Source organism: Nocardiopsis valliformis DSM 45023, assembly GCF_000340985.1.
GTDB lineage: Bacteria > Actinomycetota > Actinomycetes > Streptosporangiales > Streptosporangiaceae > Nocardiopsis > Nocardiopsis exhalans.
On sequence record NZ_ANAZ01000026.1, the window covers coordinates 23,803 to 50,370 of the forward strand.

15 protein-coding genes and 1 pseudogene are annotated in these 26,568 nt (G+C 70.9%); 12 read left to right on the top strand and 4 right to left on the bottom strand.

The window, feature by feature from the left end:
- Window positions 1-61: 61 nt before the first annotated feature.
- Both D457_RS37220 and D457_RS0122445 read right to left on the bottom strand, forming a co-directional pair.
- Window positions 62-430, bottom strand: a pseudogene (locus tag D457_RS37220) (DUF6879 family protein); the annotation flags it as partial.
- Window positions 431-539: 109 nt separating this feature from the next.
- Window positions 540-1,211 carry a DUF429 domain-containing protein gene (locus tag D457_RS0122445; RefSeq protein ID WP_017582922.1) on the bottom strand — a complete coding sequence of 224 codons (672 nt, stop codon included), beginning with the start codon at window positions 1,209-1,211 and terminating at the stop codon, window positions 540-542.
- A gap of 822 nt (window positions 1,212-2,033) precedes the next feature.
- On the opposite strand from D457_RS0122445, the gene D457_RS37225 reads away from it, so the two are divergent.
- The 8 genes from D457_RS37225 (at window position 2,034) to D457_RS0122485 (ending at window position 14,032) form a co-directional block, all read left to right on the top strand.
- On the top strand, window positions 2,034-2,303 hold the full coding sequence (locus D457_RS37225; RefSeq protein WP_026116915.1) for a hypothetical protein: 270 nt from the start codon (window positions 2,034-2,036) through the stop codon (window positions 2,301-2,303).
- Window positions 2,296-2,907, top strand: coding sequence for a DUF6879 family protein (locus D457_RS0122455; protein ID WP_017582924.1), 612 nt, complete (start codon window positions 2,296-2,298; stop codon window positions 2,905-2,907). The genes D457_RS37225 and D457_RS0122455 overlap by 8 nt, the downstream gene beginning before the upstream one ends.
- The gene (locus D457_RS0122460) at window positions 2,897-5,335 is read left to right on the top strand and encodes an ATP-binding protein (RefSeq protein WP_017582925.1); all 2,439 of its coding nucleotides are present in this window, start codon (window positions 2,897-2,899) and stop codon (window positions 5,333-5,335) included. The genes D457_RS0122455 and D457_RS0122460 overlap by 11 nt, the downstream gene beginning before the upstream one ends.
- Before the next feature lie 867 nt (window positions 5,336-6,202).
- Complete coding sequence (locus D457_RS0122465) at window positions 6,203-7,621, top strand: GntP family permease (RefSeq protein ID WP_017582926.1); 1,419 nt, start codon at window positions 6,203-6,205, stop codon at window positions 7,619-7,621.
- 233 nt (window positions 7,622-7,854) lie between these two features.
- Window positions 7,855-9,393, top strand: coding sequence for a plasmid pRiA4b ORF-3 family protein (locus D457_RS34215; RefSeq protein ID WP_017582927.1), 1,539 nt, complete (start codon window positions 7,855-7,857; stop codon window positions 9,391-9,393).
- Window positions 9,394-9,461: 68 nt separating this feature from the next.
- Window positions 9,462-9,866 (top strand): hypothetical protein, encoded by a 405-nt coding sequence (locus D457_RS0122475; RefSeq protein WP_017582928.1) that lies wholly within the window; start codon window positions 9,462-9,464, stop codon window positions 9,864-9,866.
- Window positions 9,867-10,182: 316 nt separating this feature from the next.
- A complete protein-coding gene (locus D457_RS0122480) occupies window positions 10,183-11,805 on the top strand; it encodes an SWIM zinc finger family protein (RefSeq protein WP_017582929.1) in 1,623 nt (540 codons plus the stop codon).
- 118 nt (window positions 11,806-11,923) lie between these two features.
- Window positions 11,924-14,032: a plasmid pRiA4b ORF-3 family protein gene (locus tag D457_RS0122485; RefSeq protein WP_017582930.1), complete on the top strand. Its 2,109-nt coding sequence runs from the start codon at window positions 11,924-11,926 to the stop codon at window positions 14,030-14,032.
- A gap of 28 nt (window positions 14,033-14,060) precedes the next feature.
- Here D457_RS0122485 and D457_RS33145 read toward each other — a convergent pair whose 3' ends face one another.
- Both D457_RS33145 and D457_RS0122495 read right to left on the bottom strand, forming a co-directional pair.
- Window positions 14,061-14,804, bottom strand: a complete 744-nt coding sequence (locus tag D457_RS33145) for an SWIM zinc finger family protein (RefSeq protein WP_017582931.1) — start codon at window positions 14,802-14,804, stop codon at window positions 14,061-14,063.
- Entirely contained in the window at window positions 14,804-18,040 is a 3,237-nt protein-coding gene (locus tag D457_RS0122495) for a DEAD/DEAH box helicase (RefSeq protein WP_239646184.1), read from the bottom strand. Before D457_RS0122495 ends, D457_RS33145 begins: the two co-directional genes overlap by 1 nt.
- 112 nt (window positions 18,041-18,152) lie before the next feature.
- On the opposite strand from D457_RS0122495, the gene D457_RS0122500 reads away from it, so the two are divergent.
- Genes D457_RS0122500 through D457_RS0122515 form a run of 4 tightly spaced genes read left to right on the top strand, consistent with a single transcriptional unit; the run spans window position 18,153 to window position 26,453 of the window.
- Complete coding sequence (locus tag D457_RS0122500; RefSeq protein ID WP_017582933.1) at window positions 18,153-19,700, top strand: TIGR02677 family protein; 1,548 nt, start codon at window positions 18,153-18,155, stop codon at window positions 19,698-19,700.
- A complete protein-coding gene (locus D457_RS33150) occupies window positions 19,697-21,040 on the top strand; it encodes a TIGR02678 family protein (RefSeq protein ID WP_239646185.1) in 1,344 nt (447 codons plus the stop codon). The genes D457_RS0122500 and D457_RS33150 overlap by 4 nt, the downstream gene beginning before the upstream one ends.
- Window positions 21,037-25,155 (top strand): TIGR02680 family protein, encoded by a 4,119-nt coding sequence (locus tag D457_RS0122510; RefSeq protein WP_017582935.1) that lies wholly within the window; start codon window positions 21,037-21,039, stop codon window positions 25,153-25,155. Before D457_RS33150 ends, D457_RS0122510 begins: the two co-directional genes overlap by 4 nt.
- Window positions 25,152-26,453, top strand: coding sequence for a TIGR02679 family protein (locus D457_RS0122515; RefSeq protein ID WP_152514326.1), 1,302 nt, complete (start codon window positions 25,152-25,154; stop codon window positions 26,451-26,453). Before D457_RS0122510 ends, D457_RS0122515 begins: the two co-directional genes overlap by 4 nt.
- Window positions 26,454-26,568 lie beyond the last annotated feature (115 nt).

Consider the following 26,568-nt stretch of genomic DNA (forward strand, 5'->3'; position numbering starts at 1 on the left):
CGCGGAGCAACCGGACCTTCCCAGGGACGAGGCTCTCGCACCACGCGCTGACCTTCACGGAGTACATGGCGTCCAGAGCCCGCAAGGCGCTGAGGACCAGGTCGGATTCCTCACTGAGGGTCGCCCCGAGGAACCGGTCTCCGTCGAACTCCAGGCGCGCGACGGTGGTGCTGTCGAAAACCCAGAAGTCGAAGTCGGGCAGCTCGGCCACGACGGGGTGTTCGCGCCGCAGATACCTGCTGTCCTCGCCCACGCCCAGTTTGCAGGGGGTGCCCCACAGCTCCCAGCGCAGGTAGTCCGAGGGCGGGTCATCGATCAGCCGGACCCGTTCCATGCGCTTTCCGGTGGCGAGCTACTCCCGCATCATGCTCAGCCACGGCCGGAACCAGCTGATGTCCGTGTCGTCTCCGACCAGCCATCTCTGGACCGGAGTCACTTTCGTCGGTTCCCATGGTTCCGGGACAGGCATCCGCGGTACCGCCCTCCGGTGCGCCGCAGAGCAGCGGGACAGTCACGGATCCCCACCGGGCAGAGCGGGATCAGTACCACATCGCGATCGGCTCCCCCTGCGCGTCGCGTTCTGTGGGGTCGGGACAGGGCACGGCCCGACCAGTGGCGATCCGGTGCCCGGTCCAGGCCGCCGCAGCGGCGTCCAGGACGTCATCGGCTGCCACGTTCCCGTCCGGGCCGAGGTCCTCGGGAAGTCGGACTCCGGTGTCGGCGAGGAGGCGCTCGCGAAGCCGCTGCCCGTTCCAGGTCTTCTTGGCGAAGGCCACCGGCTCTCCGGCCATCGTGCGAAACGACAGCTCGGGATGGACCTCGTACAGCAGGTGCGTACCGGTACGTCTGAGAACGTCGGCCTCAAGGACCTTGGGAAAGAGGGAGTACGTCTGGCGGGAGAGACCCTGACCCGTGACTTCCTTGCACAACGCGTTGGCCGCATCGAAGCCGGCCGTCTCCACCACGCTCCTCGGCGGGAGCCGGAAAACGGTGTTCCGGCGCGGCCCGAGCATCCGGGGCACGCGCAGATCGCACTCGCGCCAACCGCTCCGGACGAGCCCCAGGGGGATGTCCACGGTCACGGCCGCAGCCGCGACCACGTCGACGGCCTGCGCCAGACTCGGGCACAGCCGGAGCCGATGGAACATGCCGTCAACCAGGTGGACCGCCACCCAGCCCTTCTTGCATCCGTCAACGCCGACGACCTCCATACGCCCATCCTCACACCGCCGTGTCGGTAGAGGAAAGCCTTCCTTCCAGGTGAGACGGGAAACGGCGGCCCGCCACCCCCATGCCTGGCCCGAACGTCATTCAGCTACTCTTCGCCGCATCCAAGACATGAAGAGCGATTCCTGTAGCTGATTCAGCCCTTCTGGCGGAGCCGGGCCCGGTCCTGCGCAGGGCCGGGTCGGTCGTGCGACGCGGCCGCTTCCGATCCGGCCGAGGCACACATGAACGCGCGCCGGCAAGCAGACACGTGACGAGCGGTCAGGCCAGCAGGAAGCCCTCACCGCACGCACGGAAAACCAGTACCTCCGAGTGACCGAAAACGGTCACACTCAAGGGCATTTGGCCCCTGTTGCGCACCGCTGCTTCTTCGGTATATATCCCAATGATCGCATCACCAACTCCTTGCATCGAGGCTTTCTTTCGCCTGCTCCGACCAAGACAGCAGGACAATCGCTCGCTCTCTCAGACTTGAGGCAGGAGGAAGTTCGGATCAGCGCTATCGAACACTCTTGCGTCGCACTCGCCACACCACCAAAGACAGTCACAGTTCTCCCGACTGATTCGGCTAAGAGCCCCAAGAAAACCGGACATCGGACCATCGCCAACCCAACCCCACACCCTCCCATAACCTGCTATTTTCACGCAGGCAACCGACCGGCTGACAGATCCCTCAGGCCCTGTCGACAGGGGGAAGCCGCCCTCAGATCTCCCATAAAAAGACTGTCCTTGGCCGAAAACCAGACCGTGTTATTTTTGCTTGTAGACGCACTCACCCCCCTGTCGGAGTGCGCGGGAGGGAAACCATGCCAGCCCCCTGGGAAGCGGACTCGTCAGCGGAAATGAAGCACAGGCTCGGGGCATCACCGGCCGAACTCGGCAACACCAATGACATCGGCAGATGCCCGGACATCTGGGAGCTCGACAACGGTGACACCGCGGTAATCGGTCGCGATCTGACTGACTCCTACGCTCCACGCCTCCCTGAGGGTGTGGCCATCTCAGAAGACGAACGGCTGGTCATCATCCCCCGTTCCACACTCATCTCAGCGAAACCGGACATCGCAGATGCTTAACTCCGTCAGCTCACTTCCCGGCGATCACCTGGGCCTCTCCGAGTACGACGACGACTTCGGGGAGCGTTTCCGGGCGCTCCGCAACGGTGACGTCTGGAAACTCGAACGGCAGCAGGTTTTCCACGAGCCCGAGAGCGAGAGCTGGATGGCCTTCCTCCAGGGCCGCCGGGAGGAGTCCCTGCGTCTGATGGAGGCTGACCGCCCCGCGCTACGCACACTGTTCGAAGGTCTGACCCAGGTCGGGTGCGGGGTTCGACGGGTCCGGGCCGTCGAGAAGCCCTTTTCGACCTACCTGCTGTGGGAACTGCACTCCGCGCGGATCCGGGCCCAGTGCGGCGAGGACATCCGGGTCATCACCCCGGAGGCACTCTCGGCCTTCGAACAGGAAAACCCTGTTCCGGAGATCGTCATACTCGGCGATGAGGTGACCTACCGGATCCTCTACGACGCTCAGGGCGAGGCCGAGGGGGCGGTTCGCTACACCGATCCCGCTGTCCTCGAACAGTGCAGGGCCGAAATCGCGGCCCTGCACGAGCAGGCCGAACCGGTGGAGGAATACTTCGTCCGCGAGGTGGGCGGCGTGGAAGCACCCCGTGCCCGATGAACACGCGCCTCTTTCGGGCGAGGAACCCGAGGAGGGGGTGACCGGCGGCAACCAGGCACGGATGTCCGATGTCTCCGGACGCGCGATCCAGGCGAGGGACGTCCGTGGCGGGGTGCACTTCCACGGAGAGGGACCGCAGAGCCCCGGCGCCCCGGTGCCCCGGCAGCTCCCTGCAGACGTGCGCGGCTTCGTGAACCGCACGGGTGAGCTCGAGGTGCTCAGCAATCGCATACCCGGTCCCCGCCAGGACGCCGGCGGGCGAGCAGAGGCCGCGATGCACGTCATCGTCGGCACAGCCGGGGTGGGCAAGACCGCCCTGGCACTGCACTGGGCGCACCGGGTCCGCGACCGCTTCCCCGACGGACAGCTCTACGTCGACCTCCAGGGGTACGGCCCCGGGTTGCCCCTGGCCCCGGACCAGGTGCTGGAGCGGTTCCTGCGGGCGTTCGGGGTCGCCACCGACTCACTTCCGCCCGACACCGACAGCAGGTCCGCCCTCTACCGCTCATATGTGGCTGAGAAGCGGGTGCTGATCCTGCTGGACAACGCAGCGAACGCCGCCCAGGTACGCCCTCTCCTGCCCGGTTCCGCCGACAGTGCGGTGGTGATCACCAGCCGCGACCGGCTGTCCGGACTGGTCGCCAGGGACGGGGCACAACGCCTCACCGTACGCACTCTGGACACGGAGCAGGCGGTGGAACTCCTGGAGTACGTGACCGTCCACCACCGTCCCAAGGACGACCCGGGCGAGGTGGCCGAACTCGCCCGCCTGTGCGGGCAGCTCCCGTTGGCCCTGCGCATCGCCGCCGAACGCGCGGCCAGCCGTCCGCACATGCCCCTGGCCGACCTCATCCAGGATCTGCGCGACGAGTCCGGACTGTGGGACGCGTTGGCCACCGATGACGAGGAGGAGGCGGACACCGTCCGCTCCGTCTTCGCCTGGTCCTACCGGGTCCTGCCCCGGGAAGCGGCACGCCTGTTCCGGCTCCTGGGCCTGCACCCCGGAAGGGACTTCGACACCGGAGCCGCGGCAGCCCTGGCGAACCTTCCGGTGCGCCGGAGCCGACGCGCCCTGGACACGCTCGTCGGTGCCCACCTGCTGGAGCAGACGGGCACGGACCGCTACCGGTTCCACGACCTGCTCCGCTCCTACGCGACGGACCAGGTACGTGACGAGGAAGCTCCCGAACACCGGACAGCGGCCCTGGAGCGCCTCCTGACCTGGTACCTGCGTACCGCCTACGCCGCGGCACTGGTCGTGGACTCCAACCTGCGCCGCCCCGAACCGGACGAGGTTTTCGCAGTTCCGCCCTCGGGGCCGCTTCTCACCGACAACTCGGGCGCGCTCCGCTGGTTCGAGCTAGAGGAACCGAACCTGAGAGCCGCGGCGCAGACGGCTGCCGAGCACGCCTTCACCGGCCTCACCTGGCGGTTCCCACACGTGCTGGGGCACTTCCCCGTCTACGGCGAACCATGGATCAGGATGCTCGAGCACGGCCTGAGAGCGCTACGGACAGAACGTCACCCCAGGGCCGAATCCGACCTCTGGGAGCACCTCGGCATAGCCCACCTCCAGGCCAACCGGTACGAGGAAGGCATCGAGCACCACACCCGCGCCCTGGAACTGAGGCGGCAACTGGGTGACGAACAGGGGGTCCTCATGTCCCTGAACGCCCTCGCCCTGGCTCAACTGCGCGGCCGCAGACTCGACCAGGCACGCGAGAACTTCGAGGGATCCCTCGAAGCGGCCCGGAGCCTCGGCGACCGGCTGTGGGAGGGGATCGCCCTGGGAAACCTGGTCCGCTGCCTCCTGGAACTGGGGCAGCGGGAGGAAGCGGTAGCGCTGGCCGAGCACGCTCTGGCGATCCACCGGGAGACCCGAGACCGAACGAGCGAGTTCGCCTGTCTGACCGTCCTGAGCGCGGCCCGGCGGGAAACAGGACAGGCCGAACTGGCCCTGTCCCTGACGCAGAAAACCCTGGAGATCGCCCACGACCTCGACCTCACCACCTACGAGGGCTTCGCTCACCTGGAACTCGGCCGGGCCTACTCGATACTCGACCGCCACGAGGAAGCCCTGGCCCACTTCCATGAGGCGGCTGGCCTGCACCGCTCGATCGGCGAGCACGTCCGTGAGTCCGAGTCCTTCGAGGGCGTGGGTGGGGTCTACCAGGCCCTCGGCCGCCTCGACGAGGCGGCAGGCTTCTACCGCCAGGCCGCCAACGGCTACCGCCGCAACGGCGCCCGCTGGAACCTGGCCCTCTGTCTGAACCGCCTGGCCACCGTCATCACCCAGAACGGCGAAGAAACAGCGGCCGACGCGTACTGGCGCGAGGCCCTGGAAGCAGTCGAGGACTTCTCCGACCCCAGAGCCGAGCGCCTACGCGAACAGATCACCGCCCGCATCAGCGACGCGACCGGGGGCTGACCGAGCGCTGAGGCGCCGGAGGCGTCGAGGACCTCCTCCGTGATCAAACGCATCACTCATGTCAAGAGCTTTCGCTGCTACCAGGGCTGGAAGCAGCACCCCAGGCCATCGGCTTCGAGAGACTGAACATGGTCTACGCGCCGAACGGCACGGGGAAGAGCGCTCTGGCCATGCTGCTCAGCGGGGTCCCGGAGAACACCGAGTGGGCACACGGGTTGAAGGTGCTCCTCCAGTCCGACGGGGATGTTGTACCCGAGACTGGCAGAGAGGGGAGAGGGAGGGCACGAGACGGGGCTCGTCCCTCAACTCTCGGCTCACGGCACCCCGCCCGCGACGGCCCGGCGCGCACCTGTGGACAAGCCCCACCGCTGTCGACCGTGCCCGGGCGCTTGAGCGCTCGCGTGGGAGTCGTCCCCCACCCTGTCCCATGGTTTCAGATCGGGCAGCAGGGGCGGGATCACGTCCCTCGGTACGGCCGCAGAAGCCTTTCACCGAGGGCACACACCCCGCCGGTCGCACAGGAGACCGCGGACACCCGGCCGTCGTTTCCGGTGAGCACGAGTCGCTCATGGTTGGTACGGACAATATGACTGCCCCGACCTCACCTGGGCTCCTATACCGCAACCGGTCCCGCCGTTTCAACCTCCGAACACCCCACAGCTTCGTGTGTTTTACCCCACTGTTCACCATTTCCCCCGCGTTCGCTTCAGCGCGAGGATTGCCGACGTGTTCGACCGCCTGACCGGCGGCGACGACCCCACCGAGACGGCACGCCCCCATGCCGCCGGACGAGCGCACCGGGCCCCGGCAACCGAGCCGTCCCCTGCGAGAGCCCGGCACGCGTTGCCCCGACCCCCGAGGAGTCCCATGGCGCTGGGAATCATAGGCATCATCACGTCCCTGCTCCTGCTCATCACCCTCGCCTACCGCGGTGTCCCCGTCATCCTCGCCGCACCCCTGGCCTCGGTGGTCGCGGTGGTCTTCTCCGGGGCCCCGATCCTGGCCTCCTACACCGAGATCTTCATGCCGGCGATGGCCGCCTTCGTCGGCAGCTGGTTCCCCGTGTTCCTGTTCGGCGCGGTCTTCGGCGTCCTGATGACCGTCACCGGCTACGCGGAGAGCATCGCCCGCACCGTGACGGGCCTGGTGGGCTCGCGGAGCGCGATCGCGGCGACGATCGTCACCTCGGCCCTGATGACCTACGGCGGCATCAGCCTCTTCGTCGTGGCCTTCGTCATGTATCCGCTGGCCCGCGAGCTGTTCCGGGTCGCCGACATCCCCCGCCGCCTCATTCCCGCGACCATCGCGCTGGGCATCTTCACCTTCACGATGACCGCGCTGCCCGGCAGCCCGCAGGTGCAGAACATCATTCCGGGACAGTTCTTCGGCACCGGTTCGTTCGCCGCCCCGGGCATCGGGCTGGTGGGCGGCGCCCTCATCTTCGGCCTCGGCCTGCTGTGGCTCGAGTACCGGCGCACGGCGCTGATCCGCAAGGGTGAGAGCTTCGACAGCCCCGAGAGCGCGCGTTCGGCCAACGGGTCCACCGACGCCGGTACCGGGGACCAGCAGGTCACCACGCTCGAACCGGCGAACCGCGTCGTCCCCTTCCTGCCGCTGCTCACGGTCTTCGCCGTGAACTTCGCGTGCACCCTGATCGTCTTTCCGGCGCTGGACTGGTCCTACCTGGCGGAGGAGAAGTTCGGCGGGGTCGCCTTCGAGCAGCGCGTCGGGCTGTGGGCTGTGCTGCTGGGGATCATCGCGGCGATCCTCGTCCTGGTCGCCCTCAACTTCCGTAACTTCGCCACGTTGTGGGCCGGGTCCGTCGACGGCGCCAAGCGGTCCATGTTCCCGATCTTCAGCACCGCCTCCGAGGTGGGCTACGGCGCGGTCGTCGCCTCGGTCGCCGCCTTCGCCGTCGTGCGCGACTCGGTGTTCGGGCTCGGCCTCGGCGCCCTGTGGACCTCGGTCTTCTCCGTGTCCATCACCGCCGGTCTCACCGGCTCCTCCTCGGGCGGTATGACGATCGCGCTCAACGCCCTGGGCGAGGACCTGCGGGCCATGGCCGAGCAGGAGGGTATGGCCACGGAGGCGATGCACCGGCTCACGGCCATGGCCGCGGGCGGGCTGGACACGCTGCCGCACTCGGGTGCCGTGGTCACCCTGCTCATCGTGTGCGGGCTCACCCACCGGCAGTCCTACAAGGACCTCGGGGTCGTGACCCTGGCCATCCCGGTCCTCGTGGTCATCGCGCTCGTGAGCCTGGTCTCCGTCGTCGGGTCGTTCTGAGCGGTGTGCGGGTGCGGGCCCGGTACTGACACCCACCGGCGTCCGGGGCGGTGCGGATCCGTTCCCCGCACCGCCCCTCAAGCGTGTTCATCAGCGCTTCCCTCAGCCGCCGCAGCCGGGCCGGGTGATCGTTCGGACTTCGGGCGGGTGAAAGCGTTCCCGGGCGGGGCGTGTAGGAGGTAGGAAGTGAGGCGAGCACGTTTGGTCCGCGCGATGAGAAGGCAGGTTCGACGATGGCACCCCGAGAACTGGCGGACCACCGGGTGTACCGGTTGAAGATCGTCTTGGAGGGGACCGAGCCGCCGGTGTGGCGGCTGGTGGAGGTGCCCGCCGATCTCGGTCTGAGCCATCTGCACCTGGTCATCCAGGTGCTGCTGGGCTGGGAGCACGCGCACCCGCACGCCTTCGAGTTCGGCAGGCGGCGTTACAGCGAGGCAGGCGGGGTCGGCGCCGGTGACCTGGACGAGTTCGAGGCCATGGTCGGTGAGGTGCTCAGCCGCAAGGGGTCTAGGGGTGTCTACACCTACGACTTCGGGGACGACTGGCGGCACCTGATCACGGTGGAGGCGACCGGGGAGGCCGAACCCGGCACGTTCTATCCGCGGGTGCTGGACGGCCACGGCGGCGGGCCGCCGGAGGGCTGCGGCGGGGTGGGCGCGTTCGAGCGCCTGCGCCGCTTGCGCGACCACCCCGAGGAGCTCGGGCGCGGCGACCACAGCGTTGCCGAGGAACAGCTCATGTGGGTGGAGATGCTCGAACCCGACGAGTTGGACCTGGCGAAGATCCGGGAGGAGCTGCGGGAGCTGTTCGGCGGAACAGCTCTGCACGAAGGGGGCGGGGGGCTGTCACCGGCCCGGCCGGTGACCCTGCCGCCGGAGGAGGAGCTGGCCGCCGCGGCCCTGGAGACCTCTCCCCTGCGCGAACTGCTGGCGCTGACCCGGTGGGTCTCGTACGGCATCAAACTGACGGGGACGGGGGTGCCCCGGCCCGCGGACATCCGTGCGGCGGTCGGTAGGCTCGACCTGTGGCCGCACGCCTGTGAGGCGGAGGCCGAGGAGCGTGCTGAGCGGGTACGGAAGTTGCGTTCCGGCAGGGATCTACCGGAGTTCCTGGACCTGTGGGACACCGCCGTGGCCCTGGGGCTGATCGAGGTCGGGTCGGCGAGGGCGTACACCTGCGCCGAGCTCCTGGTGTCGGGGCCGACCCCGGGCAGGGTTCTGGAGTGGTGGACGGAGCTGTTCGGGTCCACCATCGAAGGGTCCTTCGGGGGCGAGGGAACGGGTTCGGGCGGGGGCGATCCCCTCTGCGGCGAAGTCGAGCTGTTCTACCTGGCCCTGCGTATGCTCTACGAGGCCCCCGACGGGTTCGAGGCCGATCTGGCCTACCTGGGGCGCACGGTGGCGGCGGGCGCCGAAGCCGACCTCGAGGATCTCGACCTGGCCGGGGACCTTGCCGCCGCAGAGGTTTTCGGGGACACCGGAGCCGCGTCGGAGCACGCTGCCGGACACGACGGCTTCCTGAGCGAATCCGTCCTTGAGCCGCTGTACCTGATGATGCACGAGGTCGCGGAGGTCGGCGCTGTGCGGCTGGTCGACGCCACCTCCGCCGAGGTTCGTGAGGCGGTGCTGGACCAGAACCCGTTCGGGCCGAGCAACCGGAGCGACCAGCCGGGCCCGGCCATCGACTGCTTGGCCGTGCTTACCCCGCTGGGCCGCTACGGGGTGCGCCAGTACCTGCTCGCCACCGGTATCCCGGCCCCGCTCACCGAATAGGTGGCCGCTGCCGACGCCGCCGGGCTCCTCGACACGCTGAGCACCACGCCCCGGAGCTGCACCCGGCCGTGACCGCACCCTGGTTGGCCGCGCGCACCCCGGAGGAGGCGGTACGGGAGATCGCCGAAGCAGCCGCGGACCCCACGGGACTCGGACCACTGAGCCGCGCCCTCGGTTCCGGTGTTCTGGCCTCGGCCGGGGAGGAGGTCGTACCGGAGCTGCGTGCTCTGCTCGGTTCGGACCCGCGCACAGTGGCCGGGCTGACCGCCGGTGCGCTGCTTTCGCGTCCGGAACTCCCCGAGGAGGAGGCCCGGGCGCTGAACGACGAGTACGGCCTCTGGTTGGCGATCGACCGGATGTCGGGACCGTTAGAGCTGGGTGAGGACAGCTTCGTCGACCTGCTCGGGCTGGACAGTGAGGAGGGGGCGGGGTTCATCGAGCAGTTGCTGGTCGACCGCGCCGAGCAGCTGTGAAAGGTCGACCATCCGGCGACCGCCGAAGTCCTGACGGCGCTGGGCCGGCTGCACCCCGACGAGAAGGCGGCGAAGGCGGCCCGGCATGCAGCGAACAGGGCCCGTAGCCAGAGGTGATGAGGGGTACAGAAGGTTCCCCGCCGCAGTGAGGTCAGGCGTACTCCGTGCCTCCGGTACCGCGTCTGAGCCGCTCGTACATCGGGGCCGGGCCGGAGGCCACGGCCGGGGTGGCGCCCTCCCGATGGAAGAGGGCGGGGGAACCGGAAGAGTGCCGGAAACCGGACGCGGGCCCGGTTGAGGGCGGTTCAATGGACTCATGCCCTCCTACACGCGTGAAGACCTCATCCATTTCGCCGGTGCGAAATCCTACCACCGGGGCGTCGGCTACGTCTCCCAGGTGAGCGGGGTGACCTTCGACGGCAGGACGGTGCGCGGCACCGTCACCGGTACGCACGTCTACCGGGTGGAGCTGACCCCCACGAGCCGGGGCATGGAGTGGGACTGCGACTGCCCGTGGGCGGAGGAGGGCAACTTCTGCAAGCATGCCGTGGCCCTGGGGTTGGTGTACCTGTACGACTCCGAGCACGCGGTCGAGGTGCCGCGGGCCCCGGACCTGCGCTCCTACCTGGACTCGCTCGGCAGCGACGAGCTCGTGGAGCTGGTGTTGGCGGCGGCCGACGACGATCCCGGGTTCCGACGGCGGCTGGAGTTGAGCGCGGAACTGGCGGGCGGGCTCTCCGGGGGTACCGGGGCGCGTGCCCGGGTGGAGCGGGCGCTGCGCATCGACGACTTCGTGGAGTACGGGCAGGCGCGGGAGTACGCGGGGACGGTCCACCAGGTGGTCGGGGAGCTGGAGGGCCTCCTCGAACGGGGGGAGGCGGCCGCTGCCGAAGAGCTGGCACGGCACGCGATCACGGCCCTGAGCGGGCAGGCGGGCATGGTCGACGACTCCGCCGGGCACGTGGGCGGGGCGGCGGCCGAGCTGGTCGAGGTGCACGTGGAGGCCTGCGCGGCCGCGCGGCCGGACGGCCAGGAGCTGGCGGGGTGGCTGCTCGGGCTGCAGGTGGAGGGGTCGGGGCTTCCGGAGCTGCTGTTGGATCCCTATGCGGAGGCGTTGGGCGAGGAGGGCCTTGAGGCTTACGGTGAGCAGCTCTTGGGGGGCGGTTTCTCCGCGAGTGAGTGGACGGCGCGCTTCCTGAGGTCGGAGTACGCGCGGGTCACCGGCGATACCGACCTCCTGGTGCGGGTGTACGGCCAGGGAGACCGTGTGTACTACGCGGGGATCGTCGAGGCGCTGCAGGGGGCGGGGCGGGCCGAGGAGGCCCTTGAGTGGGCCTTCAAGGGGCTGCGCGAGCCGGGGATGCCGGACCCGCGGGTGGTCGACCACCTCACGCGCGCTTTGAAGGGGCAGGGCAGGACGGAGGAGCTCCAGGCTGTGCGTTGGGAGGCCTTCGAGCGCTCCCCTGAGCTGGGCACCTACCGGGCCCTGCGCGAGGACACACCGGAGGAAGGTTGGGCCGAGGTACGGGAACAGGCCTTGGCGCTGCTGCGTCGCGCCGCCGCCCGGCGGCGCGCGCCCCACTTCCCCTGCACGCTGGTGGAGGTGCTGCTGGACGAGGGGGACGCGGACCTGGTGTGGGCGGCGGCCGCCGAACACGGCTGCAACGAGGGCCAGTGGCTGCGGGTGGCCGCCCTGCGGGAGAAGACCCACCCCGAGGACGCGATCGGGGTGTACGCACCGATGGTGGCGGCGAAGGTCCGCCCGGCCAACACCGGCCTGTACCCGCAGGCCGCCGAGCTGGCCCGGCGGGTACGTGACCTGTACGAACGCCTGGGCCGCGCGGAGGAGGCCCGCGCGTTCACGGCGGGGTTGCGGTCCGAGCACCGGCGCAAGCGGCGTTTCCTGGCCGAACTGGACCGGGTGGGGCTGGGCGGCTGATCTCCGGCGGGCACGCCTGCCCTCCGCCGGTTTCCCTGGCGGCTGAACCGCTGCGGAACGGAGCGTCAAGCGATATGAGTGGTGCCGGTACACGGATCCAGAACAGCGGGGAACAATGATGGTGCAGAAGACTCTCGGGAACCGGGTGCACCGGTTGAAGATCGTGTTGGAGGGCACCCGCCCGCAGGTGTGGCGGCGGTTGGAGGTGCCCTCGGTCACGGGGCTGGGCGACCTGCACATGCTCATCCAGGTCGTCATGGGCTGGAATGACTCGCACCCGCACTCGTTCGAGTTCTCCGGGCTGCGCTACAGCGGGAACGAGGGGCTGGGTCTGGGCCCGCCGGACCGGGACGAGCACGCGGCCCGTGTCGGTGACGTGCTGCGGCGCAGAGGTTCCAAGGGTGTGTACACCTACGATTTCGGCGACAGCTGGGAGCACTCGATCACCGTGGAAGCGGTCGGGGAGGCCGAACCCGACACCGTCTACCCCCGGCTGCTGGACGGTCACGGGGGCGGACCGCCGGAGGACTGCGGCGGGGTGTACGGGTTCGAGCACCTGCGTCACCTGCGCGACCACCCGGAGGAGCTCGGGAAAGGGTTCCACGCGGACGCCGAGGATCAGCGGAACTGGGTGGAGATGCTCGAACCCGACGACCTCGACCTGGAGGCGATGCGGCGGGAACTGCGGGAGGCCTTCGGTTCGCTTCCGTTGACGGAAGAGACCGTGCCCGCGCCGGAGCCGAGCGGATCCAAGAAGGGCCTCGAACCGGCCCGGCCGGTGTCGCTGCCCCCGGAGGAGGAGCTGGCCGCCGCCGCGTTGGAGTCGTCCCCGCTGCGTGAACTGCTGGCGTTGGCACGGTGGTTCGGGGAGGGAAAGGCGCTGACCTCGACGGGGATGCCGCGTCCGGCTGACGTGCGTGCGGCCGCGGCCGAGCTGGACCTGTGGCCCCGCGCCTCGGCCCGGCAGGCTGCCGAGCGCGCGGACCGGCTGGGGCGGCTGCGCGCCGCCCGGGACCTGCCCGGGTTCGTGCCCCTGTGGCGGTGGGTTACCGAGCTGGGCCTGGTGCGGGTGGAGGCCAAACGGGTGTCCGCGGCCCCGGAGGTCGTGGGAGAGCTCACCGCGGACAGCGCACTGGAGGCGTGGTGGGAGCTATTCGACGCCGCGGTCGAGGGTGACCCCGACCCCGAGGGGCTCCTGGGCACCGACCGGTACGAGGCCGACCTGTTCCCGCCGGTGCTGCGGTTTCTCTACGAGGCGCCCGACGGCACGGAGCTGGTGCTGGGCGACCTGGCGTCGGAACTGGCCGACCATCTTCTCGCGGCGGGCGCCGCACTGCCGGACGAGGCCGGGCAGATCCGTCTGTCCATCCTGACCACAATCTACCGTGGGCTGCACCACCTGGCGGAGATCGGAGCGGTACACCTGAGTGACCGCACCGAGGAGGCGACAGCCGAGCGGTACCGGTCAGGGTATTCCGTCGGAGGGATCCTGGTGGGCCCCGGGCCCGACACCCACCACCCCCAGGAGGGGGAGGTCGACTGCTCGGCCGCGCTGACCCCGCTGGGCCGCCACGGGGTCCGCCGCGTCCTGCTCCGTGAGGGGGTTCCGGCACCGCTCAGCGGAGGACTCGCCGGTGCGAGCGCCGCCGAGCTCCTCGACTCGCTGATGACAGTCCAGCCTGACCTGCACGAGCCCGAAATCCTCCCGTGGCTGGCCGGGCGCGCCACTGAGGAAGCGGTCGTGGAGGTCGTCGAGGCGGCCTCGGCCCTGGACGGGACCGGTGCCTTCCGGCGTGCCCTGGCGCTGCGGGTGCTGGAGTTCGCGGGTGAGCCCGCGCTGCCGGTGCTGCGCGGGCTGCTCGACTCGGACCGCATCTCCGTGGCCGCGCTGGCCGCCGGGGCGGTACTGGCCGCAGCGGACCTGCCGGAGGAAGAGCACTCCCGGCTGTCCGAACGGTATGGGCCGTGGCTGGCGATCGACATGGTGGCGGCGCCGCTGGAGAGGGGCGAGGACCATCTGGAGGTTCTGTTCGCACTCAACACGGGTGCGGGCTCCGAGGGGCCGGGGCCCATCGGGCAGCTCCTGCTGGATGGCGGGGGCGACCTGTGGAAGGTCGACCACCCGGAAGCCTTCCGGGTGCTGGAGGCGGTAGGGCGGCTGCACCCGGACAAGAAGGTCGCCAAGGCGGCCCGGCGGGCCGCGCACAAGGCCCGCAGCAGGAGCTGACCCGGTCGGGGTCGGAGCAGGCGGGGTCTCACTCCTGCGGGGCGGCGCCTCGGGTGAGTGCGGCGTACATCGGGGCCAGGCCGGAGGCCACCCCCAGGGTGGATCCCTCCCAGTGGGAGAGCGGGTCGAAGGGGCGTGGCCGGGCCAGCGGTGTGAGGTCACCGCCCGACCAGAAGTCGGTGGCGCTCTCGGACAACGGCACTACCTCGACGGCCAGCTCTCCCTCGGAACCGGCGGGCGCCGTCGATTCCAGTGCGTCGAGGACCTCCTCCTCGGTCCGACCCAGCCAGGCGAACAGCAGGAGGGGGTTCTCGTCGAGCAGGGACGCCCAGGCGAACATGGCGGCCGCGCCGTGTTTGCAGGGGTAGCCGCCGCGGTCCGGACAGGTGCAGTGGATGTCGATGTCGTCGACGGAGTCGGGGAAGAGCGCCAACCCGTGGCGGGCGAACACCTCTTCGGTGGCTTCGGGCAGTTCTCCGGCAAGCAGGTCGGCGGCGGCGTCGGGGTCCTGGGCGAGGTCGTCCAGGAGGTGTGACCACCGTGTGTCGTCGATGGCCGGGTAGGCGACGGACACGCGGTAGGGCCGTCCGCGTGAGCCCTGGACGAAGGCGATGACCTGGATGTGGTCGGCGTCCACGGTGATCTCCCGCACCGCTCCCTGACGGTAGTAGGTGCGGCCGCGGGACAGTCGGCCGATGTCGCCGTCGGAGATCCCCTGCAGGAGCCGGGCCGACCACCAGCTCTCACAGACGGGACCGTGCACGGCGGGCATCAGGCCACCGCTTCGGGGGCCAGGCGGATGACTTCGCGCAGCTCATCGACGCTGAGGTCGGTCAGGGCGTTCTCTCCCTGGCCCACCACGGCTTCGGCCAGGCTCTTCTTACGTTCGATCATCTCGTCCACGCGTTCCTCCAGGGTGCCCACGCACACCATCTTGCGGACCTGCACGTTGCGTTTCTGGCCGATGCGGAAGGCCCGGTCGGTGGCCTGGTCCTCCACGGCCGGGTTCCACCAGCGGTCGAAGTGGACGACCTGGTTGGCGGCGGTGAGGTTGAGTCCGGTGCCCGCCGCCTTGAGGGAGAGCAGGAACAGTGCGGGCTGGTCGCTGTTCTGGAACCGGTCGACCAGTTCCTCCCGCTTCTTACGGGAGGTACCGCCGTGCAACCACAGCACCGGCATGTCCAGCTTGCCTTCGAGGTAGGGGGCGAGCCGGTGGCCGAACTCGGTGTACTGGGTGAAGCAGAGCGCCTTGTCACCCTCGGCGGCCATCTCGGCGAGGAGCTCCTCGAGCCGGGCCAGTTTGCCCGAGCGCCCGTTCAGGCGGGAACCGTCGCCGAGCAGGTGGGCCGGGTGGTTGCAGACCTGTTTGAGCTTGGTCATGGTCGCCAGCACCAGGCTCTTGCGCCGCATCCCGGTGGCCTCGTCGATCCGGGCAGTCATCTCGTCGACGGTGGCCCGGTACAGGGAAGCCTGTTCCTTGGTGAGGGTGCACCAGGTCCGCATCTCGTTCTTCGCGGGCAGGTCGGTGATGATCGAGGTGTCGGTCTTGAGCCGGCGGAGCACGAAGGGCGCGGTGACCCGGCGCAGGGCGGTCACGGCCTGACCGAATCCCTTGCCGGAGCTCTGACCGGGGTCCTTGCCGAGGTCGCGGTGGACGCGCGCGGCCACCCCCTTCTCGAAGGCCTCGCGTGAACCCAGCAGCCCGGGGTTGGCGAAGTCCAGGATCGACCAGAGCTCACCCAGGTGGTTCTCCACGGGGGTACCGGTCAGGGCGACCCGGGAGGCGGCCGGAATGGTGCGCACCGCCACGGCCTGTTTGGTACGGGAGTTCTTGATGTTCTGGGCCTCGTCGCACACCACCCGGGCCCAGGACATCTCGGCGAGCGCTTCGGCGTCGCGGGCCATCACCCCGTAGCTGGTGAGGACCAGGTCCGACTCCGGCACCTCACGGGCCAGGTCCTCACCCCGGGGCCGGGCGGGACCGTGGTGGAGGAGGACACGGAGTTTCGGGGTGAACCGCTGCGCTTCCCGGCACCAGTTGCCCAGGACCGAAGTGGGGCACACCAGGAGCGTGGGCGCCGGGCGCCGCTGGTCCGCAGGGGTTTCGGTGCGTTCGTCGGCCAGCAGGGCAAGCAGCTGCACGGTCTTGCCCAGGCCCATGTCGTCGGCGAGGACCGCGCCCAGGCCGAGCCGGTCCAGGTAGCGCAGCCATCCCGCGCCGCGCCGCTGGTAGGGGCGCAGTTCGGCGTCCATCCCTTCGGGTTCGGTCATGGGGGTGAAGGCGTGCTCGGCCTGCCCTGCCAGCAGCGCCCCCAGCTCCCCGTCGGCGTCGACCCCCTCCAGTTCGGGGTCCGCGGGGTCGGGGAGTAGTGCCATCCGCACCGCCTCCCCCAACTGGACGGTTCCGCTGGCACCGCCCGCCAGGTAGGCGGCGACCCGGCGGAGCTGTTCGGGGTCCAGCCTGGCCCACTCGCCGCGCAGCCGGACGAGAGGGCGCTTCAGACGGGCCAGTTCGGCGATCTCCTCGGGACCCAGATCCAGGTCGCCGACGGCGGCCCGGTAGTCGAAGTCGACCAGGGTCCGGCCGATCCCGGTCCCGCCTTCGGCCTGGTGCGGTCCGGGGTCGATGTTGGTGGACAGGGTGAGCCTGGTGCCCACACCGATCTCACCGAGCCAGGGCGGCAGGAGCACCCCGAAACCGGCCTCTCGGAGCGCGTCAGCGTGCCGGGACAGGACGTCGAAGGCCTCCTCGGGGGTCAGTTCCAGGCAGCCGGGGGCGTCGGGGGCCAACCCGCGGACCAGTACCGGGCAGGCGCGGGCGGCCTGGGTGAGCGCGCGGTGGACGGGTTCGGCGGGGTCCCGGGGCAGCCAGTCCGCGCCCTCACCCTCACGCAGGTCGTCCAGAGGGACCATCAGGGAGGGCTCCTCGACGGACTGGACCCAGATCTGCAACCGCCAGGGCAGGTCCGCAGGGATGTGCAGCCCGTCCTCGGGTTCTGTTCCGAGGGCTTGAGGGTCGGCTCCGCTGGGCTCGGCTGGCCATCCCTGAGCCAGCTCCGCTCCGTCCGGTTCCCCTTCCGGTTCCGGCAGGGCAGCCGGTGCGGGTGCGGGCTCAACCAGTCGAAAGACCAGGCGGATCGCGCCCGCGTACTGGTGGGCGGCGGTGAACCAGTCCTGGATCTCGTCGGTGAGCTGGTCGATGTCGGACCGCGCAGACCGAACCCCGTGGGGCAACGTGCCGTTGGCAGTGGCCAGGGCCGCCAGCCACTGATGTTGGGTTCGGGGGCGGTCGGGCATCTCGATGGTGTGGTGGGCCAGCCGCTCCCTGGCCACGAGGTCGGTGAACGAGCACAGCGTGCCCAGGGCGTCGGCCATGGCGTCGGCGCCCGCTTCCTCGGGGGTGAGGTCGGGGGTGTGCGCGGCGCGGGCCACCGGCGGGAGGGCGCGGACGTGGTCGCGCAGCCAGGCGAGGGTGGCGGGGTCCAGGAGGGGACGCCACCGTGCTTGGAAGGCGGGTGAGGCTTCCAGCAGGCGCGGGACGAGACGGCCGGTGTCGACCAGGGATGTGGCCGCCTCCAGGAGGAGTGCCAGGGCGGCGAAGGACGCGCCGAAGCGGATGGCGGCGGGGTCCGCGGTCGCCTGGCTGTGTCGGACGCGGCGGAGCAGGGTCGGCGCGTCCGGTCCGGGCAGGTCGAGTGTGGGAACCAGCCAGGGGCGGACGGTCACCTGGTCGGGCGAGTACCGCGGTGCGTCGGCCATGGTGGGCAAGCACGGCGGCGGGACCGGGTGGCGGGGCACACCGGGAAGGTTCAGGACTCCGTGGTCCGGGGTTCCGGAGCACGCGCCGAGGTCGGCCAGTACCTCAGCCAGTACCTCCGGGCCCAGGGCATAGGGGTGGGGTCGGATCCGTTTCCGCGAAGGGGTGGCGGCGGGCAGGCCGGAATCGATCGCCCAGACTCGGAGGCGGTCCGATTCCCAGAGGGCTTCTATGACACGCACACACCCCATTGTCCAGGTTGGGCGCGGTCGGGTGACACTTTCGGACAGTTCGACGGCCGGGCCCTGCCCACGTCCCGGTAGCTTGGGGTGAAGGGTTCGACGACGTACGGGAGGCATTGGGGTGCAGGGATTCGAGCGGCTTCCCGCACGGGTCTTCGACTTCACCTCCGGTAGCCGGCGCGACCTGTACTTCGCGATCCTGCACGTGTTCAACGACGCCAACGAGCGGTTGGAGACGGCGCTGCTGCTGGACCAGGTCCACGACCGGCTGCCGGGGACGGGGTTCGCCGAACCCACGGAGGAAGCGGAGGTGGAGGCGGCCCTGCGCCACCTGGAGTCGATCGGGCTGTTGGAGTCCGCCCAGAGCTACACGGCCGCCTACGCCACAGCGGCGGAGTTCGAGCGCAAGAACGTCCAGTACACGCTGACGGCGCGGGGTGAGGCCGAGTTCGCCGGGGTCCGGCTGGTGCTGGAGCGGTTGAAGGAGCGCGGGGCGCTGCAGACGGCCGTGCTGGACGCCGTCGCCGACCGGTTGGACGGGCTGCACGTGCTCATGGGCGCCGACGACCCTGCCCAGGACAGTCGGGTCTTCACCACCCTCCAGGAGTTGGAGGGGCATCTGGACTCGTTGCGGGACAACACCAAGCGGTTCAACAACGAACTCCAGCGGCTGCTGCGCTCGGGCGGCGCGGACCTGGACACCTTTCACGAGGTCAAGCAGGCGACGGTGGGCTACCTGGACGCGTTCGTGGACAACCTGGAGGAGCGGGCCCGCGGTATCGCCGACGCCCTGGCCAGGGTGGAGGGGCACGGCCTGGAGGAGCTGCTGAGCCGTGCGCTGGCCGGGGCCAACCTGCCGCCGAGCGCCACCGACCGGATCCGTGAGGACTGGCTGGCGGCCCGGCGCACCAAGTGGTCGGGGCTGCGCCTGTGGTTCGCGCCGACGGAGGACGGCCAGGAGGGGGTGCGCCGGCTGCACGAGGTGGCCCGCAGAGCCATCGGTTCCCTGTTGGAGGCTCTGGAGCGGATCACCGAGTCGCGGCGCCGGGCGTCCAGCACAGCCGAGGACCTGCGCGCGGCGGCCCGGTGGTGCGCGGGGGCGGGATCTCCTGAGGAGGCGCACCGTCTGTGGTCTGCGCTGACCGGGCTCTCCCCCGCCCGGCATGCGACGCTCGGGCACACCGACGACGAACTGATCGCCCCCGGAACGGCGTGGGCGGTGGCCGATCCGGTGCCGGTCTCGGCCAATCTGCGTTCCTCGGGCCGATCGGGGCGGGTGGCCCGCACCGCGCGGGTGCGCGATGTCGGGGAGACCGCGCGGCGGCGCCGGGAGCGGGCGCGGGTGCAGCGCGCCGAGGTGGAGCGGGCCCTGGGCCGGTTGGCCACCGACGGTCCGGTGCGGTTGTCCGCGTTCGGGGATATGGAGCACGACCTGTTCGAGCACCTGCTGGCACTGCTCGGTCAGGCGCTGTCGGAGTCGGTGCGCGGGGACGGCACCCGGCGGGCGCTGACCTCGGACGGGAGGATGGAGATCGTGCTCGTACCGCCGCCGGACCGGGGTGAGGCGAGGCTGCGCACACCGCGCGGGGTGTTCAGCGGACCGGACTACGTGGTGTCGATCAGTGTCCCCGGGGGCGCGGGTCCGCACTCGGAACGGGGGTTCGAATGAGTGGTCGTGTGCCGGTGCGCAACGCCAACCGCGGAGTGAGCCAGGCTCGGGACGAGATGGCGTCGGGTATCCAGGCGATGCTGGCCTCTCCCCTGCTGGTCCGAGAGCGGGACGAGGCCGCCTTCACCGCGGTGCGGCGCAGGCGCACCGAGCTGACCGCCTGGTTCGACTACTTCTGCGGCTGGACGCTCACGGTGGAACCCCGGCAGGGGTACGCGCGCCTGGCCAAGGTCCGCGCCGCCGACTCCCATGTGGCGGTGCCGCGTCCGGCGCTGCGGGTACGCGGGTCGGGTACCCCATTCGACCGTCGCCGGTACACGTTGTTCTTCCTGGTCGCGGCGGAGCTGACCGTGTTGAGCCGCACCACGGTGGGACTGCTGGCCCAGCGGGTGGCGCACACGTGCGCGGTGGAGGAGGGCGTACCCGAGTTCGACTCCTCGGTGCGGGCGGAGCGGGCCGCCCTGGTGGACGCGCTGCTGTTGTTGGAGGACTACGGGGCGCTGACCACCGTGGACGGCAGTACCGAGTCCTACGTCGCGGGGGCGGACGCGATGGTGCTGTACAAGGCCGATCCCGCCCGGTTGACCCGGTTACTCAGCACTCCGGTACCGCCCTCCCGGCTGGGCGGGGCCCACCCCGACCTGTCCGAGCTGTTGGCGGAGGAGCGGTACGGACCGCGGCTGGATGGTTCCGGGGACAGTAACGGTGACGACGGTCCGGACCAGGGTCCGGGTGGCGGACCCACTCGCAATCAGCGATTGCTGCTGGCCAGGCACTCCCTGATGCGGCGACTGCTGGACGACCCGGTCGTGTACACGGCGGATCTGAGCGCGGGTGAGGCGGAGTACGCGAACACCCTGACGGGGAGGGGCCTGCTGCGACGGGCCGCCCAGGAGGCCGGGTTCAGGTTGGAGGAGAGGGCCGAGGGCTACCTGCTGGTGGACGTCCGCGGGCGCACCACCGACGACGTGTTCCCCGGGGAGGGCAACGTGAAGCAGACCGCGCTCCTGCTGCTCGACGTGCTGTTGACGGCGGCCGGACCGCTGTCCCTGCTTTCGCTGACCGGTGAGGTGGAGGGGTTGTTGGAACGCAAACCGTCCTGGGCGCGGAGCTACCGCGGAGAGGGAGGGGCGTCGCAGTTGACCGAAGCCGCGCTCGGGGTTCTGGTCGGGCACGGTCTGGCCAGGCAGGAGCCGGGCTCGGAGCAGGAACTGGGACCGCGGGGCGAACCGCGCTACCGGGCGTTGCCCGCGGCACACCGCTACGCCGTGGACCGCGCGGACTTCGGGGACACGGGGTCCGGGAAGAAGGAACAGAGTCAGGAAGGCGGTCGGGCATGACCCAGGTCCCGGTGGAGCAGACCCCCGACCGGTGGCACCCAGCGCGGGCGGGCATCCTCAATGTCTGGCGCTACTACCAGGAGGTCTTCACCTTCCATCAGGGCAGATTGCTGCTGCGTGGCCGCAACGGCACCGGAAAGTCCAAGGCCCTGGAGCTGCTGCTGCCGTTCCTGCTGGACGCGAGCCTGCGCCCCAACCGGCTGTCGACCTTCGGCGGCAACGAGCGGGCCATGCACTGGAACATGATCGGGCACGGCTACCCGGGGGCGACCCGGGTGGGGTACGTGTGGTTGGAGTTCGAGCGGCCCACCGCCGAGGGCAGCGAACACCTGACCTTGGGTGCCCGGCTCCAGGCCACCCGTGACGTCTCCTCGGTCACGCCCACCTACTTCACCTCCTCGGCGCGGGTGGGTGAGGGGCTGTCCCTGCTCACCCCCGAGAAGCAGCCGCTGACGGTCAAGCAGCTCAAGGAAGCGCTGGAGGGCACCGGGCTGGGCACCGTCCACGCGGGGCCGAAGGAGTACCGCTCAGCGGTCCGCGGGCTGCTCTACTCCCGCCTGGACCAGGCCCGCTACGACGCGCTCATCACCGCGCTGCTGCAGTTGCGCACCCCCAAACTCTCGGAGCGGCTGGACCCGGGGTTGCTGTCCTCCCTGCTGTCCAGCGCGCTGCCGCCGCTGGGCCAGGGGGAGCTGGCCGACATCGCGGGCGGGTTCGAGCGGCTGGACCGGCACCGGGAGCAGCTGCGGGACCTGGCCGAGGAGGTGGCGTCGGCCAAGGTCCTCGCCGACCGCCAGCGCGTGTACTCGGCCCGGATGCTGCGCGGTGCCGCGGCGGAGCTCACCACCGCCACGGCCGAGATGGGTCGGCGCTCCGAGGAACTCCGCGAGGCGCAGGGGGCGGCGGAGGGTGTCGAGGCGGAGCTGGCCCGGCTGGGCAAGCAGGAGGAGGAGCTGGGCGAACAGTCCGAGACGGTCTCCGGTGAACTACGCGGGCTCCGGGACAGCGAGGCCTACCGGGCGGGGAGCGGGATCGAGCTCCTGCGGGAGAGTGCCGGGGCCGCCACCGAGGAGGAGAGCAGGTCAGCCGCCGAGGCGGAGCGGCGCCGGGGACTCGCCGAGCGGGCCGAACAGGCGGCTCAGCAGAGCTCCGAGCAGGTGGCGCGGGCCGAGCGGGGAGCCGCCGGGGTCCGGAGCAAGGTGGAACGGGCGGCGCACCGTTCGGATCTGGTCGGGGTGTTCGAAGAGGCCGAGCGGGTTCTGGAGGCGCAGGGGCTCGAGGGGGTTCGGTCCGCCCGCCGTCTGCTGCGGGCGGCCGTGACCCACCGCGGGGAACTGATCCATGAGGTGCGGGCCTCGCTGGACCGCCTCCGTGAACTGCTACGGCGCCGGGAGGAGCTGGAGGCCGACCTCGGGACGATGGAGGAGGAGCTCGGTTCGGCCGAACTGGCGGAGGCCGGGGCCGAGTCGGCGCACGAGGCCCGGTTGGCCCAGTTCAGCGAGGATCTGGTGGCCTGGGCGCGTGCGTGCGTCGAACTCCCGCTGACGGCTCTGGAGGGTCCCGGCGGGCGGGGAGGCCCGAAGGGGCTGGACGCGTTGGACGTACTGGTCCAGGGGATCGATCACGAGACCGGGGCCGGCCCCCACACGGAGGTGGCGGCGGCCCGGCAGAGCGCGGGTGAGGAGTTGGCCGCCCTGCGACAGCGGGTCCGGCAGCGCGCTGAGGAGCTGGGCGCGGAACGGGCTGCGCTGGCCGACCGGATCGCGGCCCTGGACGCGGCGACCGTGGTGGAGCCACCGGTCCCCCACACCCGCACCGCCGACCGCTCGGCGCGCGCCGGAGCCCCGCTGTGGCGTTTGGTGGCCTTCACCGACGGGTTCCCCGAGCCCGCCCGTGCTGGGGTGGAGGCGGCGTTGGAAGCCTCCGGTCTGCTGGACGCCTGGCTGGCACCGGACGGTTCGGTGTCGGGGGTGGCCGGTGACACGGTCCTGAGCTCCGGGGTCGCGGCGGTCTCCGGGCCCAGCCTGGCGGACGTGCTGGTCGTGGAAGAGGGGGTCCCGGTACCGGCCGAGCACGTGCGCGCGGTACTGGCGGGGATCGCGTACACGGCGGTGGGAAGCGGTGGCGCCGCGGGCACAGGTGACGGTGCGGACCGGCCCGACGTTCCTGCACTGGTGGGGGCCGACGGCCGGTGGCGGCTCGGTCACCTGCACGGACAGTGGCACAAGGAAGCACCCACGCACGTCGGGGCCCACGCGCGCGAACGCAACCGGGCCCGCCTGATCGCCGAGCTCACCGTGCGGCTGAGTGAGCTCGACGACGCCCTGGAACTCGTGGCGGAGGAGGAATCGTCTCTGGCCGAGCGGCGTCGGCGGTTGGACGCGGAGGTGGCGGCCGTTCCCGCCGACACCGCGACGCGAGGCACGGCGCGGGGTCTGCGTTCGGCACAGGATCTGGTGTCCCACCGGCGCGGAGCGTTGGAGCGCCAGCGAACACGCCTGTCCGAGCACGAACCCCTGGTGGCGAAGGCCGATGGTCAGCTGCGGACGCTGGCCGCGCGGCACCGGCTGCCCGCCGACGGGGAGGCTCTGGAGACCGCCCGGTCAGCTCTGGGATCCCTGGGCGAGGCTGTGGAGGTCTGGCTGGACAGCCGGGTGGAGCTGTTCGGGCTCGTCGGGAAGCGGGAGCAGCACCGGGAGAGCGCCGAGACCGCTCGGGCGGAGGCGGGTCTCGCCGCGCGGACGGCCGCGGGGGCCGCTCGGGAGGCGCGGGAGCTGAACGCGCGGCTGGCCGCGGTGGACGCCACCGTGGGGGTGGAACACCGTAGGGTCCAGGAGCGCGTCGCCCTGGGTGAGCGCCGGTTGAAGGAACTCCGCGACGCCCTGGCCACGACCCGTTCCGAGCAGAACACCGCCCAGGTAAGGCGAGGCGAACTCCTCGCCGACGTGCGGGTTCTGGAAGAGCGGAGCGGCGCCGCGCTCGCGGCCCGTGACACCTCGGCCGACCGGTTCCGGGCGTTGCTGGACACCTCCCTACTGGAGGATTCCGGCCTGGCACCACCCGAATCCGACCTGGCCACGGTGCGCGGCGCGTTGGACGCGGCCAGGGCGATCGCGGCCACGTCCGCGCGGTCCGACCACTCCCCGGAGCGGATCAGCGGGGCGCGGGCCAAGGTGGCCGAGGCCATGCACGACGCCCGGGAAACGCTGGCCCGGCGGGCCTACCTGGAGCTGTTGACCGACGGCGTCGACGGCGAGGTTCAACGGGTCAGCGCCCTGTTGGACGGGGTGCGGGTGGGCGCCCGCGGCCTGTATGAGGCCCTGGTGGAGGAGCAGCGGGTCCGGTCCGCCGACCTCACCGGTGAGGAGCGCGAGCTGTTCGACCGGGTACTGACCGGGGACACCCGCCGCCACCTGGCCGAACGCATCCGGAGGGCCACCGGTCTGGTGGCGGGGATGAACGAGCGTCTGAGCCGGGTGCGGACCGCATCCAGGATCTCGGTCCGGCTGCGCTGGGAGGTGGCCCCGGACGCGCCCGCCGGCACGGAGAAGGCCCGTGAGCTTCTGGTCAAGGACCCCAGGATGCTGGGCGAGACCGATCGGACGGCCCTGCACGCCTTCTTCCGGGAGCGGATCGACGACGCACGCGCCGAGGACTCGGCCGCGGGGTGGGAGGAGCACCTCACCCAGGTCCTGGACTACACCTCCTGGCACCGGTTCACCGTAGAGCTGGACCGCGACGACGGCAGGGGCTGGCAGCGACTGACCCGGCGCGAGCACGGTGGGCTCTCAGGAGGCGAGAAGGCGATCGCCCTGCACCTGCCGCTGTTCGCGGCGGTGGCGGCGCACTACGCCACCGATCCCGAGGCTCCGAGGTTCATCCTGCTGGACGAGGTGTTCGTGGGGGTGGACTCAACCAACCGGGGGCAGATCTTCGCGCTGCTCGTGGATCTGGGCCTGGACCTGGTGCTCACCAGCGACCACGAGTGGTGCACCTACACCGAGCTGGACGGGATCGCGATCCACCAGCTGGTCCCGGCGGACCCGGACGAGGACGACGACGCGGTGACCACCGTCCGCTGGGTGTGGACCGGTTCGGCGCTGGAGGAGGCGTGAGCACGGACGAGAGGCCGACCGGGAGCGCAGGCGGGAGGGACCCGGAGGGGTGCTCGGGGCGTCTCGGTGTTCCGGAGCACCTGGGCCGGAAGGCGTTGCTCCCACTGTGGCGGGCGGTGCACGACCGGTTGTCCTCGGGTACCGCCGTGCGTTCGGTGACCGTGCGGGGCCTGGACGAGGAGGAACAGGCGGCCCTGGCCGATCTGCTGGGGCTCGTCTCCTACCCGGGTGCGCGGACCAGTGTCCGGTTGAACCGGCTGGACCGCGCGCTGGCCCCGTTAGGGCTGGACGCCCGGGCCGTGGCGAGCGAGGTGGTCGGACCGATCGACGACCGGGCCGCGCATCGGGTGCGGACTGCGGAGGAGCGCGAGAGGCTGTGGGCCTGGCTGGCCTCCCACCCGCTTGTCTCGGCGCAGCCCGCGCTGGCGCGGTGGGTGGATCTGATCCGCGCCGACCGGGTACCGCGAGGTGACACGGAAGGGCTGCGGCGCCGCCTGGAGCAGGCCCTCGCGGTGCTGGCCGCCCTCCCGCTGGCGGACGGTCGCCCGTTGCCGACCCTGGCCGCCGAGACGACCGGAGACCCGCACGCCCTGGACGGCACCAAAGCAGTACCCGGTCTGGTGCTGCGGGCGTTGGCCGTCCTGCGTGACGTCGACGCCCCCGCGAACGCACGGGAGCGGCGTGCGCTGTGGGGTGATTTCGGGGTGGACTGCGATTCCCATTCCACCTCCGTCCTGGTCCTGGGGTTGCGCCCGAGTGGCGCTGGCCCGCTTGCCTCAACCCTTCGGATGTGGGCCGATACCGGGCGGGCGGCCGTCGTGACCCTGGACCAGTTGTCCGCGGTGTCCGACAGCGCTGAGCTGGCGCAGCCCTGCCCGGTGGTGTTCGTGGTGGAAAACCCGTCGGTCCTGGCGCACGCCCAACGGGTTCTGGGCTCGAACTGCCCGCCGCTGGTCTGTGTGTCGGGTTGGCCGAACAGCGCGGCGATCGCCCTGTTGCGCACGCTCTCCGAAGGCGGGGCCGAGCTCCGCTACCACGGGGACTTCGACGGGGAGGGGCTACGGATCGCCGCCCACCTCATGGCCGTGGCCGGTGTGGCTCCCTGGCGGATGGGGGCCGACGACTACCTGGCCGCGCTGCCTGGGGTTCAGGAGGCGCCAGCACCCGGGCGGGTCACCCCCGCGCCGTGGGACCCGGACCTGGCCGACGCCATCACCGCCGAGGGGGTCGCGGTCCACGAGGAGAGGGTCGCCGACACCCTGGTGGCCGATCTTCGGGCCGCGGCCGCGAAGCTCTGAGCACGCGGCGCCCCGGAACGTGTTACTCGGGGGCCGCGCGGTGAGTGAGGGGTGTGTCACCTTCGGGTGGGCTCGGGGGCCCTCTCAACAGGCGGGACGCAGGGCGGGGCTGGAA

Coding starts and splice junctions, on each gene's coding strand:
- D457_RS0122445 (WP_017582922.1), bottom strand. CDS start 1,211: ATGGAGGTCGTCGGCGTTGACGGATGCAAGAAGGGCTGGGTGGCGGTC.
- D457_RS37225 (WP_026116915.1), top strand. CDS start 2,034: ATGCCAGCCCCCTGGGAAGCGGACTCGTCAGCGGAAATGAAGCACAGG.
- D457_RS0122455 (WP_017582924.1), top strand. CDS start 2,296: ATGCTTAACTCCGTCAGCTCACTTCCCGGCGATCACCTGGGCCTCTCC.
- D457_RS0122465 (WP_017582926.1), top strand. CDS start 6,203: ATGGCGCTGGGAATCATAGGCATCATCACGTCCCTGCTCCTGCTCATC.
- D457_RS34215 (WP_017582927.1), top strand. CDS start 7,855: ATGGCACCCCGAGAACTGGCGGACCACCGGGTGTACCGGTTGAAGATC.
- D457_RS0122480 (WP_017582929.1), top strand. CDS start 10,183: ATGCCCTCCTACACGCGTGAAGACCTCATCCATTTCGCCGGTGCGAAA.
- D457_RS0122485 (WP_017582930.1), top strand. CDS start 11,924: ATGGTGCAGAAGACTCTCGGGAACCGGGTGCACCGGTTGAAGATCGTG.
- D457_RS33145 (WP_017582931.1), bottom strand. CDS start 14,804: ATGCCCGCCGTGCACGGTCCCGTCTGTGAGAGCTGGTGGTCGGCCCGG.
- D457_RS0122495 (WP_239646184.1), bottom strand. CDS start 18,040: ATGGGGTGTGTGCGTGTCATAGAAGCCCTCTGGGAATCGGACCGCCTC.
- D457_RS33150 (WP_239646185.1), top strand. CDS start 19,697: ATGAGTGGTCGTGTGCCGGTGCGCAACGCCAACCGCGGAGTGAGCCAG.
- D457_RS0122510 (WP_017582935.1), top strand. CDS start 21,037: ATGACCCAGGTCCCGGTGGAGCAGACCCCCGACCGGTGGCACCCAGCG.